Origin of the sequence: Arthrobacter globiformis (assembly GCF_030815865.1) — a bacterium.
Taxonomy (GTDB): Bacteria; Actinomycetota; Actinomycetes; order Actinomycetales; family Micrococcaceae; genus Arthrobacter; species Arthrobacter globiformis_B.
In genome coordinates this window covers 5,021,381-5,035,131 of record NZ_JAUSXI010000001.1, presented here as the reverse complement: position 1 = coordinate 5,035,131, position 13,751 = coordinate 5,021,381, and the positions used below count along the sequence as shown (strand labels likewise).

General features: G+C 67.1%; 10 protein-coding genes and 1 pseudogene. 5 read left to right on the top strand and 6 right to left on the bottom strand.

The genetic code is table 11. The features are described from left to right. Positions 1-12: 12 nt before the first annotated feature. Together QFZ33_RS23520 and QFZ33_RS23515 are read left to right on the top strand one after the other, a co-directional pair. The gene (locus QFZ33_RS23520; RefSeq protein ID WP_307031497.1) at positions 13-1,701 is read left to right on the top strand and encodes an aromatic amino acid ammonia-lyase; all 1,689 of its coding nucleotides are present in this window, start codon (positions 13-15) and stop codon (positions 1,699-1,701) included. After that, positions 1,698-2,747 carry a PLP-dependent cysteine synthase family protein gene (locus QFZ33_RS23515; RefSeq protein ID WP_307031495.1) on the top strand — a complete coding sequence of 350 codons (1,050 nt, stop codon included), beginning with the start codon at positions 1,698-1,700 and terminating at the stop codon, positions 2,745-2,747. Before QFZ33_RS23520 ends, QFZ33_RS23515 begins: the two co-directional genes overlap by 4 nt. Positions 2,748-2,799: 52 nt before the next feature. Here the strand turns inward: QFZ33_RS23515 and QFZ33_RS23510 are convergent, their stop codons facing one another. Continuing rightward, entirely contained in the window at positions 2,800-3,897 is a 1,098-nt protein-coding gene (locus tag QFZ33_RS23510) for an EAL domain-containing protein (RefSeq protein ID WP_307031494.1), read from the bottom strand. 168 nt (positions 3,898-4,065) lie between these two features. Continuing rightward, positions 4,066-4,998 carry an aminodeoxychorismate lyase gene (locus QFZ33_RS23505; RefSeq protein WP_307031492.1) on the bottom strand — a complete coding sequence of 311 codons (933 nt, stop codon included), beginning with the start codon at positions 4,996-4,998 and terminating at the stop codon, positions 4,066-4,068. Between the two features lie 96 nt (positions 4,999-5,094). Between QFZ33_RS23505 and cls the strand changes: the two genes are divergently transcribed. Next, the gene (gene cls / locus QFZ33_RS23500) at positions 5,095-6,567 is read left to right on the top strand and encodes a cardiolipin synthase (RefSeq protein WP_307031981.1); all 1,473 of its coding nucleotides are present in this window, start codon (positions 5,095-5,097) and stop codon (positions 6,565-6,567) included. Positions 6,568-6,573: 6 nt separating this feature from the next. On the opposite strand, the gene pabB is transcribed toward cls, so the two are convergent. The 4 genes and pseudogenes from pabB to QFZ33_RS23480 all read right to left on the bottom strand — a co-directional run bounded on the left by pabB (position 6,574) and on the right by QFZ33_RS23480 (position 11,024). Then, positions 6,574-8,649, bottom strand: a complete 2,076-nt coding sequence (pabB, locus tag QFZ33_RS23495; protein ID WP_307031491.1) for an aminodeoxychorismate synthase component I — start codon at positions 8,647-8,649, stop codon at positions 6,574-6,576. Between the two features lie 140 nt (positions 8,650-8,789). Further along, positions 8,790-9,308: pseudogene (locus QFZ33_RS23490) on the bottom strand (low molecular weight protein-tyrosine-phosphatase); the annotation flags it as partial. A 117-nt stretch (positions 9,309-9,425) separates the two neighbouring features. Further along, entirely contained in the window at positions 9,426-10,049 is a 624-nt protein-coding gene (locus QFZ33_RS23485; RefSeq protein WP_307031489.1) for a LysE family transporter, read from the bottom strand. Between the two features lie 162 nt (positions 10,050-10,211). Then, positions 10,212-11,024: a class I SAM-dependent methyltransferase gene (locus QFZ33_RS23480; protein WP_307031487.1), complete on the bottom strand. Its 813-nt coding sequence runs from the start codon at positions 11,022-11,024 to the stop codon at positions 10,212-10,214. A 240-nt stretch (positions 11,025-11,264) separates the two neighbouring features. On the opposite strand from QFZ33_RS23480, the gene QFZ33_RS23475 reads away from it, so the two are divergent. Together QFZ33_RS23475 and dnaK are read left to right on the top strand one after the other, a co-directional pair. Then, positions 11,265-11,648 (top strand): hypothetical protein, encoded by a 384-nt coding sequence (locus QFZ33_RS23475; protein ID WP_307031485.1) that lies wholly within the window; start codon positions 11,265-11,267, stop codon positions 11,646-11,648. A gap of 237 nt (positions 11,649-11,885) precedes the next feature. Continuing rightward, complete coding sequence (gene dnaK / locus QFZ33_RS23470) at positions 11,886-13,751, top strand: molecular chaperone DnaK (RefSeq protein ID WP_307031482.1); 1,866 nt, start codon at positions 11,886-11,888, stop codon at positions 13,749-13,751.

The window sequence follows — 13,751 nt, the reverse complement described above, 5'->3', positions numbered from 1 at the left end:
GGGGCTGGTGCAATGGCAGGGACCGGGGGACACGACGGACTGATGCCGGGGGTCGGGCGCGGCACGTTCCTGATCGGGACGGCCCACATCCGTGCCGACGACGTGGCTGCCGCGGCGGCCGATCCCGCAGTGGAGGTGGTCCTCAGCGCCGACGCCCTCGAGCTCGTGGGCCTGTCCCGCGAGGTGGTGCAGGCGGCCATCGATTCCGGCCACCGGGTCTACGGCCTGAACACCCTGCTCGGCTCCGGCCGGGACACCGCCGTGGAGCAGGAATCCATCCTCGACTTCCAGCTGCAGGTGGTGCGCTACCACCACAGCGGCGTCGGCGCGCTGCTTGACCGGGATGAAGTCCGGGCCCTGATCCTGGCCAGGCTCATCGGATTCACGCGGGGCGGCTCGGGGGTGCGCCCGGAAACTGCCCGCTTTTATGCCGAACTGCTCAACAGGGGTGTGGTGCCGGCTGTTCCGTCCGACGGGTCCGTCGGCTCGTCGGACCTCACCCAGCTGGCGGCGGTTGCCGCCGTCGCCATCGGGGAGGGCCAGTCGCTTGCTCCCGACGGCGGCCTGCAGGACGGCGCGGAGGCGCTCGCCGCCGCCGGGCTGGAACCGCTGGTCCTGGCGCCGGGCGAGGCCCTGGCGCTGGTCAGCGCCAACTCCTATTCGATCGGGGCCGGCGCGCTGGAACTCCGCCGCATCCAGTGGCTCGCCGATTTGGCGGACACCGCGCTGGCGCTCTCGCTTGAGGCCACAGCAAGGTACGACGGCGGCGGGAACCTCAGCCCGTTTTCGCCGGCCGTGCAGTCGGCCAAGGCCGTGGACGGCCAGCGCATCTCCGCGGCCAATGTCCGGCGCCTGGTGCGGGGCGGCTGGCTGGAGGACCCTCGGCGGCAGGTGTCTGTCCAGGATGCGCTGTCCTTCCGCGCCGCGCCGCAGACGCACGGTGCGTTCCGGGCCCAAGTGACAGCCCTGGCCGAGGCGCTCGAGGTGGAACTCAACGGCCGGGGCGACAACCCCCTGACGGATGTGGCCTCGGGCCGGATGGTGTCCGGCGGAAACTTCCAGCCCATGCAGCTGGCCATGGCGTTCGAGGCACTGCGGCTGGGACTGGCCCACGTCGGAATCAGCAGCGAGCGGAGGATCGCCAAGCTCTATCCGCCGCAGCGCCTGATCCGGCAGCTCAACCTCGAGGCGGCCCGGGCCGGCACGCCGCTCGCGTCCGAGGACCTGCCGGGGCTGCTCTGGTACTCGGCCGCCGGCCTGCTGGCCGAGCTGAAGTTCCTGGCGGCACCTGCCACGTTGGGTGCACCCACCCTGTCCGCGGACGTGGAGGACCACTCCACGCTGGCCCCCCTTGCCCTCCAGCAGCTGCAGCGCTCGGTGGAGGCCGCAGCCAAACTCCTCACCATCGAGGCGCTGACGGCCTCCTACCTTTTAGCGGAGGCACAGGACACGGATCTGCGGGATGCGGCAATCCGGGAGCCCGGAGCAGGCACCGGCGTCGTCGTGGCACGGCTGTCGGGGCTGCTGGCCGGGCAGCTGCCGGCAGCGGTGCTGGTTGACAGTGCTCGTGCTGCGCTCGCGGACCTGCTGGCACGACTGCCCGAATTACGGACACCTGACCCAGACGGTCCGAATGACGACGGTCCGAATGACGGGGGGCCCAATGGCGGCGGTCGGGGCGATGGGGGAGGAGAATCATGACCACGGTGACGGGAAGCGGCCGCCAGCCAAGGCACGTGGCGCCGATCGTGGATGCGGGCGTGGACGCTGACGCCGTGCTGGCGCGGGTGGGGAACACTCCGCTGGTGCCCTTGAACGTGCTGAGCCGCGGGCTGGGGAGCACCGTCTTCGTCAAGCTTGAATCGGAGAACCCTGGCGGTTCCATCAAGGACCGGACCGCGCTGAGCATGGTCCGCGCGGCCGAACGGAGCGGCGAGCTGCAGCCCGGCGGGACCATCGTGGAAAGCACCTCCGGAAACACCGGCATCGGGCTCGCCCTGATCGGGGCGCTGACCGGCCATCCGGTGGTGGTGGTCACCGGTGATTCCATCTCCTCCGAAAAGCTGGAGGCCCTCAACAGGTACGGGGCGCGGGTGGTGTTTACGGACTGGAGTGCGCCCTCGGATTCACCGGAAAATGCGCGGGCGGTCGCGGGCCGGATCACGGCCGAAATTACCGGCGCGTGGCGTCCGCTGCAGTTCGACAACCCGGCCAACCCACGGGCGCACTACGAGGGGACGGCGCCGGAAATCTGGGAGCAGACGGCCGGCCGGGTGACGCACTTCGTCGCAGGCGTGGGCACCGGCGGCACCATCACCGGGAACGGACGGTACCTCAAGGAGAAGTCCGGCGGGCATGTGGAGGTGATCGGCGCGGACCCGTACGGTTCGGTCTACAGCGGCGGGCATCCAGGCCAGATCCTGGTGGACGGGGTGGGCAACTCCTGGCCCAAGCCCGACTGGCCGAAGGTCTTCGACCGCGGACTGCTGGACCGGTTCCTGCGGATTCCGAATGACGAGGTGTACACCATGCTGCACCGGCTGCTCAACGACGAAGGCCTGTCCCTCGGGCCGTCGTCGGGACTGACGGTGGCGGCAGCGGTTCGGGTGGCCAGGGCGGCTCCGCACGGGTCAGTGGTGGTGGCGATCGCCCCGGACACCGGCAGCAACTACCAGAGCAAGGCCTTCAACCCGGTGTGGCTGGCGGACAACCACATCCGCCTGGCCGCCGACCTTGCGGAGGACTAGCGCCAAAAACTGCCAGCTCGCCTTCGGGAAACCCGTGAGGAAGTGAAACCCGTCAGGAGGCCGGGCCGCTGGCGGCCGTCTCGCTCTCCGAACGGATCCAGGCATTCCAGTCCAGCGGGTGGACGGAGGGCCGGCCCAGCAGGTAGCCCTGCGCAGCCGTCATGCCAAGTTCGGTCACGGCCTCGAGTTCCTCGGGAGTCTCGACGCCCTGGGCGCCAATGACGGCGTCAATGTGCCGGGCGAGTTCACCCATGGCGGCGGCCCTCAGGCGCTGTCCCGGGGAGTCCTCGATGCCCGCGATGAAGCTCCGGTCCAGCTTGATGATGTCCGGGTGCAGTTCCAGGACCTGGTCCATCGACGTGAAGCCGACCTCGGCACCATTCACGGCGATCCGCAGCCCACGGCCCCGCAGCGGAGCGATGGCGGAAGTTAGCGACGCGTACTGCTCAAGGGGGACGGGGCCATTCAGGTCGATGACGATCCGGTCCATGGCCAGCTGGGAATGTTCCAGCAGCCCCGGGATCCTTGGGTCCGCGCACGTTGCCGGAGTCAGGTTCAGGGCGATGAACATGTGATCGGGCACGGCCTGCGCCGCAGCAAGGGCCCGGTGCAGCGCCGCGAGTTCAAGCTCGGTGCCCAGCCCCACGGATTCGGCCTCATTGAACCAGTGGTCCGCGCTGGCACCGTCGTCGGTGACGAACCGGGTCAGGGCCTCGACACCGATCACGTGCCCCTCCGGAAGCCGGCGGATCGGCTGGAACGCGGTCATCAGCATCTTGTCGGCAAGGATGGCTTCAATCCGGTTCCTGCTGCGCCGGGTGAAGGGCACGGGCTCGGGCGCGGCCAGGTCCTGGGAGGAGACGCTCACCGGGATGGCGCCGTTTTCGGCGTTGGCCAGCTCCGTGGTGGCGGTGAGGTGCTCAAGCAGCACGTGTTCGGGATTATCCGGATGGGCTTCGAACAGGGCGCGCAACTGGGTTCGCGGCCATTCGCTGGCCTGATCTGTTTCGGCGAGCAGTTCGGTAATGATCTGGTGGGCTTGCCAGCGCACAGTAATTTCCCCCATGTCCCCCGGCAGCGCTGCCTGGGCCCCCCAGCCCGTGGGTAGTGAGTTTGTCAATGCGTGCAGGGAGTTGTCATCCCAAGACATCGGCTATTCCTTTATACGTACTCATTCCGGCTGAGCCCGGAACCAAGCCATGTGCCATCACCGCCGCGGGGCGTGGGCAAGTGGCCGTGGAAGAAGACTACAACGCAGGGCACCGGCTTGTCCCACATTTTTTCGAACGGTGCCTTTTCGTTATGCGGGACGTCCGGGTTACTCGATTCCGGCGAACAGTTCGTTCAGCTCGGCTGTCAGCTGCTTGCGGAGTGCCGGCGTGCCGATTTCGCGGCCGTCGATGTGATTGACCGGGGCCAGGAGGCGGATGCTGGAAATCAGCCAGACGGCGTCGGCATCGGCCAGGTCCTGTGGCTTCAGCGGGCCGTAGCCCAGTTCCCAGCCGGCGGCCTTGGCGGCGGCGAAGAGGGCGCCCTGCGACGTTCCGGGGAGAATGCCGCTGTCCAGCTGCGGTGTTACGAGGCGCTTGACTGTTGTTCCGGCCTCGTTCTTCTCCACGTTCGCCAGCAGCACGGTGGACGTGGGGCCCTCCAGTACGCGGCCGTCCGAGGACGTAAAGATGACGTCATCCGCCCCTTGCTTGTGGGCATGGCGCAGCGCGGCCATGTTCACCGCGTAGGACAGGGTCTTGGCGCCGAGCAGCAGCCACGGGGCGCGCTCGGCAGCGTCGCTGTCATAGCCGCGGTCAAGGAGGATCACGTCGATGCCGGTCTCGCGCTGGCGCCGTCCGGCCACGGCCACGGGGGAGACCTGAACCCAGCAGGTGGGGGCGGCGGCGCCCTCGACGCCGCGGGTGACAATAAGCTTGACCACGGCCTCGTCCAGCTCCGGGGAGGGTGCCGGGTTGTCGGAGCGGAACGCCGCGACGCCCGTCCCGACTGCACGGCGCCAGTCGTCCGGCCCCGGAATCTCAAGGTCCAGTGCCTGCGCCGAGCGGGCCAGCCGGTCCAGGTGGGCCTGAATCTTCCGCGTGTGCCCGGCGACGGCGAGCATGGACTCAAACACCCCGTCACCGCGGGTGGCGCCCAAATCCGTGGCCATCAGCTGCGGCTTTTCGGGGTCGGCAATCCGGCCGTTCTCATAGTCCGGATCCAGGAAAACCAGCACTGTGTGGGAGGTACGAGACGTCATGCCTCAAGCTTAGTGCGGCCGGTGCCCGATAGGCTGGCTTCACCGCTCCATACGGAATGGCTGCGATGGTAAGAAATAACGGGGGTTTCAACTGTGTTGTGGCCGTTTCCGCTGGCGGACTCACTGCCGGCCTGGCTGATCCTGCTGCTTAGCGGCGTGGATCTTGTCATCAGGGTCCTGGCCGTCGGCATTATCCCGGGCAACCGGCGGCCCACCACCGCCATGGCCTGGCTGCTTGGCATCTTCTTCGTGCCGGCACTGGGACTGATCCTCTTCCTGCTCTTCGGCAACTTCAAGCTGTCTCGCCGCCGCACCGAGCAGCAGCAGGCGGTCAACGAGCGGGTCCGTGCCGGCAGCGCGGTGCTTTCCGACGTCGCCAGTGAGTATTCCGGCCCCGAATGGGTCCGGTCCGCGGCCGAACTCAACCGCCGGCTCGGATCGATCCCGCTGGTGGACGGCAACCATGTGGAGCTGATACCCGGCTACCCGGACTCCATCCGGGCCATGACCGAGGCGGTGCGGAAAGCCAAGCGCTTCGTCAACGCCGAGTTCTACATCATGAGCACGGACCATGTCACGGACGACCTCCTCACGGCCCTCGAAGAGGCGGCGGACCGCGGCGTCCAGGTCCGCGTGCTGTTCGACCACATCGGAACCCTGCGCGTGAAGGGGTACAACAAACTGCTGAAACGCCTCAAGGCGAGCCGCATCCAGTGGCGACGGATGCTGCCGCTGCTGCCCATCCACGGCCAGTGGCGCCGGCCGGACCTGCGCAACCACCGCAAGATCATGGTGATCGACGGCGAAGTCGCGTTCACGGGGTCGCAGAACCTGATCGAGCCCTCCTACAACAACCCCAAGCACCGCAAGGCCGGCCGGGAATGGATCGAGCTGATGGCCTGCCTGCGGGGTCCGATCGTTCCTACGCTCAATGTTGTCTTTGCCACCGACTGGCTCAGCGAGACCGACGAGTCACTCGAGGACCAGCTGCAGCTGACTGCCGAGCCCTCGCCGGGCGGCGTGTCGGCCCAGGTGGTTCCCAGCGGCCCCGGCTTCACCACCGAGAACAACCTCCGGCTCTTCAACACGCTGATCTACTCGGCGCAGCACCGGATTTCCGTCTGCAGCCCCTACTTCGTGCCGGACGATTCCCTGCTCTACGCCATCACCACCGCGGCCCAGCGCGGGGTGGACGTGGAACTGTTCGTCTCCGAGAAGGGCGACCAGTTCCTGGTCCACCACGCCCAGCAGTCCTACTATGAGGCCTTGCTGCGGGCCGGCGTGCGGATCTACCTTTACAAGGCGCCGTTCGTGCTCCATGCCAAGCACTTCACCATCGATGACGAAGTGGCGGTCCTGGGCTCCAGCAACATGGACATGCGGTCCTTCTCGCTCAACCTGGAGGTTTCGGTGATGCTGCTGGGTGCAGACGCCGTCAACAGCATGCGCGCGGTGGAGGACACCTATCGCGACATCTCACACGAGCTCCGGCTCGGGGACTGGATGCGCCGGCCTCTCGCGGCAAGGTACGTGGACAACGTCGCCCGCCTCACGGCCACCGTCCAATAGGTCTGGTCAATCCGGGAAGGTGGAACCCAGGGTGGACAGTACGCCGTAGGCCTTGGTGCGGATCTCCTCGTACTCGTCCTGCGGCACGGAATCGGCGGTGATGGCGCCGCCAACACCGAGACTGAGCCGGACGTTTTCGCCTTGGCCGCCGTCCTGCACCACCAGGGTGCGGATGGCCACGGCCAGATCGGTGGCACCGTTCAGCGAGAAGTACCCGATCGCGCCGGAATAGACGCCGCGCGGTCCCTCCTCCAGCCGGTCAAGAATGGCCATGGTGCTGATTTTCGGCGCCCCGGTCATCGAGCCGGCCGGGAAGCAGGCAGCCACCGCCTCGGCCCGCGGCGATCCCGGCAGGAGAACGGCGTCGATGGTGCTCACCAGTTGGTGCACCGTGGCGTAGCTTTCGATCTCGCACAGCCGGCTGACGGTGACCGAGCCCGGCTCGGCAAAATGGCTGAGATCGTTCCGGAGCAGATCCACGATCATGATGTTCTCCGCCCGGTCCTTGAGGGACGTGGCCAGATCGTGGCGGAGGGCGGCGTCGGTGTCCGGGTCAGCAGCCCGGCGGCGGGTGCCCTTGATCGGCTCGGCGCGCATGCCGCCGTCGGACGCTATTCGCAGGAAGCGCTCCGGCGAGGTGCTGGCCACCGTGAGCCCGCCAAACCGCAGGTAGCTTGCGAACGGTGCCGGGTTCCGCCGGCGCAGGGCAAGATACGCCGCCCACGGCTCGAGCGCCGGCGCCTCCGCAGAGAGGGTGGTGGTGAGGCAGATCTCGTAGGAGTTACCCTCGGCAATCTGGTGCTGGGCTTCGGCGATCTTGCGCTTGTAGCTCGCCTCACTGTCGCGTCCGGCAAATGCCGGCGGAGTGGCATCGGCTGGCATTGCGGCAGTTGCCGCCGGAAGTACGACGCCGTTGCCGCCGCCGGCTTCCGGTGCGGCGGTCACCGCATCACGGGCTTGGGCAAGCCACTCCGTGGCGTCCGGCGCGTCGAGGGCAAGGAGCCACACCGTGTTGTCCGTGTGGTCCAGGACCACGCCCCGGCCGGCAAAGATCAGCCCCGCATCAGGTGTGTCCGAGCGGACGTCCCGTCCGCCGGTTTCACGCTTCAGCTCATAGCCGAGGTAGCCCAGCCAGCCCAGCGCAAACTCGCACGGGTAATCCTCGGGGCAGCGCACCGCCTTCCGTCCCCAGACCGTCTCCAGCCAGCGGAAGAACTGGCCGGACACGCTGGCCGTGGCGCACCCGGCAGTAACCCGGGTGACGCCGGAACTGTGCAGGACCGACTGGCCGAAGGTGCCGCCGTCGTCCGCCAAAATACTGAAGCGGCTTCGCTCCGCCGCATGAGTTTCCCTGCCGGGACCGTCCGCGCCGGCCGGACGCAGGGAGGAGTCCAGCCAGACCGCATTGGCGGACGTGCCGTACAGCGCCCGGAAGAGTACGGCGGGATCGGGGCTGGCCTCGATGCGTTCGGACAGCAGGCGCAGGCCGCGCCGCGAGGAGAGCTCGGGAACCAACGCCGTGGTGAGTGCTGGGAGGTAGGTCAGTGCCTGCAGGGCGTCCGCGGGGGCGGTGCCGTCCGCGCGGTTGAGGACCCGGACATGGGCATGCTGTGGGATGTCGTCCGCGGCCAGGAGCTCCGCCTCCTGGCCGGCCCACTGGTCCCAGAACGGCTCGTACGTCTCGCCGTCACGTGCCAGCGCGCGGGTGCGGCGCTCGCCGTCAGGGGAGTCCGCCCAGATGACGGCGTCCAGAAGCGGCCTGGCCGCGGCCGCGGCGGCCCCAACGCCCTCGACGATCACGATCTCGGCGGGAAGGGTGACCCGCGGGTCACCGTCGCAATGGTTTTTCCAGTCCCAGCTGACCCACGTGGCCGCTTCCCCGCGGCTCAGGGGCGCCAGCACCGTGGTGACGTAGCGTTCGATGCCGGCCGACAGGCCGTCCCAGCCGGGATAGATGTCCTCCAGGTGGAACATCGAGACCTTGTGGTGGTTCCGCAGCGTGGCCGCGAGCTCGATGGCCAATGTGGTTTTACCTGCGCCCGACCGCCCGTCAATGGCGATGATCACAGGTGCGGGGGTCATGAAATAGAGCGTACCTGCTGGCTGTCCTGAACCTGGACGTTGTGAAGCGGGCTGCTGCCAGCCGGGTGGCTGTGACGCTTGCCGTTGCGTGCCCGATGCTCTTCTATCCGGACCGGGGCCGCCTCGTTGCCGGCATTCGCGTTCGCATCCTGCGCGATTGCGTCCTGCACGTAGCGGACGATGCCCGGGACGGCCGCCTGGACCTGGTCCCACACGGCCTCGAAGTCCGCGTGGCCGCCGTACCAGGGGTCCTCGATGCCCTGTTCCAGGGGATCGCCGTCCGACAGGGCGGGGTCGAAGCTGCGGAGCATGCGGATCCGGGACAGCGTCTGGTCATCGGGGGCGGAGGCCCGGAGCCAACCGTAGTGGTCCACGTCCAGCGCCAGTATCAGGTGCCGCTCGGTGTACCATTCGGAGCGCCATTCCCGTGCAACATGCCGGTCCGACAAGAGGTTGTGGGTGGTGAGTTTCCGTGCCGCCCGCGGGTCGATGGGGCGTCCGGCCTCGTAGGCCGTGGTGCCTGCGGAATCGACGATCACGAGGTCGCCCAGCCCGGCTTCAGCGAAGGCGGCGCTCAGCATCAGCTCGGCCATGGGCGAACGGCAGATGTTGCCCGTGCAGACGGCGATGACGCGGTATGGGCTCGTCGTTGAGTTCATGGGCTAAGCATGGAGGATGCCAGCCCCACTTGGCTAGTAAGTGACCTTATTATCGACAAGGCGCGTAAAGTTTGCCGGTCTTACTGTCACAAAAATGGCCCTGGAGCCGGGCGGGGCTTAATGGATGAGCGCCAGCAACACACCCACCGCGACGAACAGGATGCCGAAAATCCTGTTGAGCACGGTTTGGCCGTGGGCATTGTGGGTAAAGCGCTGGAAGGATTTTGCCGCCGCTGCGAAGAAGAACCACATGACGAGGACGTCAATGAGGACCACGGTTGCCGCAAGCACGGCGTACTGGGGCAGGAGGGGGCTGGCGGGCCGGATGAACTGCGGCATGAAGGCCAGGAAGAACACGATGGCCTTGGGGTTGAGCAGGTTGACCCACAGGCCCCGGCGGAACATGGACCAGGCGGGCTCGTTCCGGAGTGCCGCGACCTTCTCCTGGTCCAGGTCCGGTTTCCGCAGGAACTGCCTGATGCCGAGGTACACAAGGTACGCGGCCCCGGCGTAGCGGATGGCATTGAAGGCCACGGGGGAACCGGCAACCAGGACGCCGACGCCCAGGGCCACAACGATGACGTGCAGAATCAGGGCGGCCTGCTGCCCGAGGATGCCCCAGGTGGAGCGCTTGAACCCGGCGGTCAGCGAGTTGCTCATGGTGTTGATGGCGCCTGCGCCCGGAGTGAAGCTGATGAGGGTGCCGGCGCCCGCGAGGGCCAGCCAAAGGGAGAATTGCACCCATCAAGTTTAGTCGGTCTGCGGGGCGGGCTGTGCCGCGCAGCGATTTACCAAAAGTGGCCGCTTGGGCGGATGGCCACTATTGGCTAAAGGATGACGCCTTGGTGCAAGGACGACGACGGTGCCCGCCTTGCGCGGCGAGGGCGCGTTTGCCCGGGCTGCTTAGGCCCGGGCGATGATCTCTCCGTTGGGAATGAGGAACCAGCCGTCGTCGGTGGAGCCCCAGCGGTGCCATCCGGCTGAGATGCGCGTGAGGTCGGCCTCCTGTGCGAAGCCGTACTCGAGGGCCTGCTCCGCGAATGCCGAATGCAGTACCCGTTCGCCCCACACCCGTGCCTGCCAGCGGCGCTGCTGTCCGGTGGCGTAGAGCCAGTTGCTGCTGGTGGGCGCAACGTCCGTGAAGCCGGCGGCCTGGGCCCATGAGACGAGCCGGCGGCCGGCATCGGGCTCGGCACCGTTCCGGCGCGCGATTCGCTGGTAGAGCTCCATCCACTCGTCGAGCTCGGGAATGGCGGGATACCAGCTCATGCCGTGGAAATCCGCGTCGCGGACAGCCACGATGCCGCCGGGCTTTGCCACCCGCCGCATTTCCCGGAGCGCCTCCACCGGATCGGTCAGGTGCTGCAGGACCTGGTGGGCGTGGACCACATCGAAGGTGTCGTCCTCGAAGTCAAGGTCGTAGATGTTGCCCGCCACGAACTCCACATTCTCCACGCCGCGGTCGGCTGCCAGCTCGCGGGCGTGGGTGATCACGTCGGGGGAGCGGTCCAGTCCTGTCACTGTCCCGGGCGCCACCAGAAGCGCGAAGTCACACGTGATGCTGCCGGGCCCGCACCCGACGTCGAGCGCTGATACGCCCTGGGTGAGGTGCGGGATGACGAACGCGGCCGAATTTTCCGCTGTTCGCGAGGCATGGGCCCGGACCACGGACTCGTGGTGGCCGTGAGTGTAGACATCTTCCGGCTGCATGCTCATAGGGAAACGCTACTCCTTCTCCGCATTTCGGGTAGGTGGCTGGAGCCCGCAGCCTAGGGCGTGGCGGAGGCCTCTTGGCTGGCCTGGACCGTGGCCGCGATCATCGCGTCCATGAACTGGGCGGCCGTCTCCAGCGAGGGCGTTGCTGCTCCGGCCCCTGTTGCGGCCCGCGCCGGCTGAGTAGACTGCCACTGCGCCCGGACCAGGCGCGCCCAGTCCTTTCGAAGGAGTGATCAACCGATGACCGAAAACAGTGAGTCCGGCGCCGCAGGAAAGGCCCACACCGGTTCCAAAAATCCGGCGCTCGAGGGGGACAGCGGACAGTACGTTGAGGGTGACTACGGCGATGCCGGAATGGCGGGGGATGAGGCAGCCACCGAGCCCCAGGGTGACTATCCGGTGGGTGATTACGGCGACGCAGGGGTGGTTGAGCCGTCCGTTGAGCGGGACGAAGGCGAATATCCAAAAGGCGACTACGGCCGGGCCGGAGCCGTCGGCCAGGAGCTGCCCGGGGATGAGGAGGGCGAGTACCCGGAGGGCGACTACGGTGCTGCCGGAACAGCCCCCGAAGGCGGCGCTGAAGAACTGAAGGAGGACGACGGCGGCGCCTCCTCGGGGGGCTAGGCGCACGTTCACGCTGGGCGAAATCAGGCTGCCTCAGCTCATCAAACCCCCGGTGCTCCGCGGAATTCCGCCGCGTACCGGGGGTTTCCTGCATCCAGAGGGCTTCGGGCTGGAGCAAAGTTGAGCGCACCTGACTCAAGTCTGGATTGACTTAAATTCCGTGCTGGGTAAAGTTGAGTGCAGATCGCTCAAGGAGTGAGCGAACCCCAAGTTTCCACGGAAAGAAGGAAGCAACACATGTCACGTGCAGTAGGTATCGACCTCGGAACAACCAACTCCGTCGTCTCCGTTCTCGAAGGTGGCGAGCCCACCGTTATTGCCAACGCTGAGGGTGGCCGCACCACGCCGTCGGTCGTTGCATTCTCCAAGTCCGGCGAGGTCCTGGTCGGTGAAATCGCCAAGCGCCAGGCCGTCAACAACATTGACCGCACCATCGCCTCCGTCAAGCGCCACATGGGCACCGACTGGTCCGTGGCCATCGATGACAAGAAGTACACCGCGCAGGAAATCTCCGCCCGTGTCCTCATGAAGCTGAAGAACGACGCCGAGTCCTACCTCGGTGAAAAGGTCACCGACGCGGTGATCACCGTTCCGGCCTACTTCAACGACGCCGAGCGCCAGGCCACCAAGGAAGCCGGCGAAATCGCCGGCCTGAACGTCCTCCGCATCGTCAACGAGCCCACCGCGGCCGCCCTGGCCTACGGCCTGGACAAGGGCAAGGAAGACGAGCTCATCCTGGTCTTCGACCTCGGTGGCGGTACCTTCGACGTCTCCCTGCTGGAAGTCGGCAAGGACGAGGACGACTTCTCCACCATCCAGGTGCGCGCCACGGCCGGTGACAACCGCCTCGGCGGCGACGACTGGGACAACCGCGTCGTCGAGTACCTGCTGAACCAGCTCAAGGTCAAGGGCATTGACCTGTCCAAGGACAAGATTGCCCTGCAGCGCCTCCGCGAAGCTGCCGAGCAGGCCAAGAAGGAACTCTCCTCCTCCACCAGCACCAACGTCTCGCTCCAGTACCTCTCCGTCACCCCGGACGGCCCGGTCCACCTGGACGAGCAGCTGACCCGCGCCAAGTTCCAGGACCTGACCAAGGACCTGCTCGAGCGCACCAAGAAGCCGTTCCACGACGTCATCAAGGAAGCCGGCATCAAGCTTTCCGACATCGACCACATCGTGCTTGTCGGCGGCTCCACCCGTATGCCCGCTGTCTCCGAGCTCGTGAAGGAACTGGCCGGCGGCAAGGAGCCCAACAAGGGCGTCAACCCGGACGAGGTTGTGGCCGTTGGCGCGGCCCTGCAGGCCGGCGTGCTGAAGGGTGAGCGCAAGGACGTTCTCCTGATCGACGTCACCCCGCTGTCCCTGGGCATCGAAACCAAGGGCGGTGTCATGACGCACCTGATCGAGCGCAACACGGCTATCCCCACCAAGCGGTCCGAGACCTTCACCACGGCGGACGACAACCAGCCGTCCGTGGCCATCCAGGTCTTCCAGGGCGAGCGTGAGTTCACCCGTGACAACAAGCCGCTGGGCACGTTCGAGCTGACCGGCATCGCACCGGCTCCGCGCGGCGTCCCGCAGGTCGAGGTCACCTTCGACATCGATGCCAACGGCATCGTGCACGTTTCGGCGAAGGACAAGGGCACCGGCAAGGAACAGTCCATGACCATCACCGGCGGCACCGCGCTCTCCAAGGAAGACATCGACCGCATGGTCAAGGACGCCGAGGAGCACGCAGCCGACGATAAGGCCCGCCGCGAAGCCACCGACACCCGGAACACCGCCGAGCAGCTCGCCTACTCCGTGGACAAGCTGATCGCCGACAACGCCGACAAGCTGCCTGAAGAGGTCAAGACCGAGGTCCAGGCTGACGTCGACGCCCTCAAGAAGGCCCTCGAAGGCACCGACGACGCCGCCGTCAAGACCGCGTTTGAGAAGCTGCAGGCTTCCCAGACCAAGCTCGGCGAGGCCATCTACGCCCAGGCCGGTTCCCCGGACGGCGCCACCGGCGCTGCAGGTGCCGAAGGCGCCCCCGCCGGCGGCAAGGGAGCTGACGAGGACATCGTGGACGCCGAGATCGTCGACGAAGAAGAGAAGAAGTAA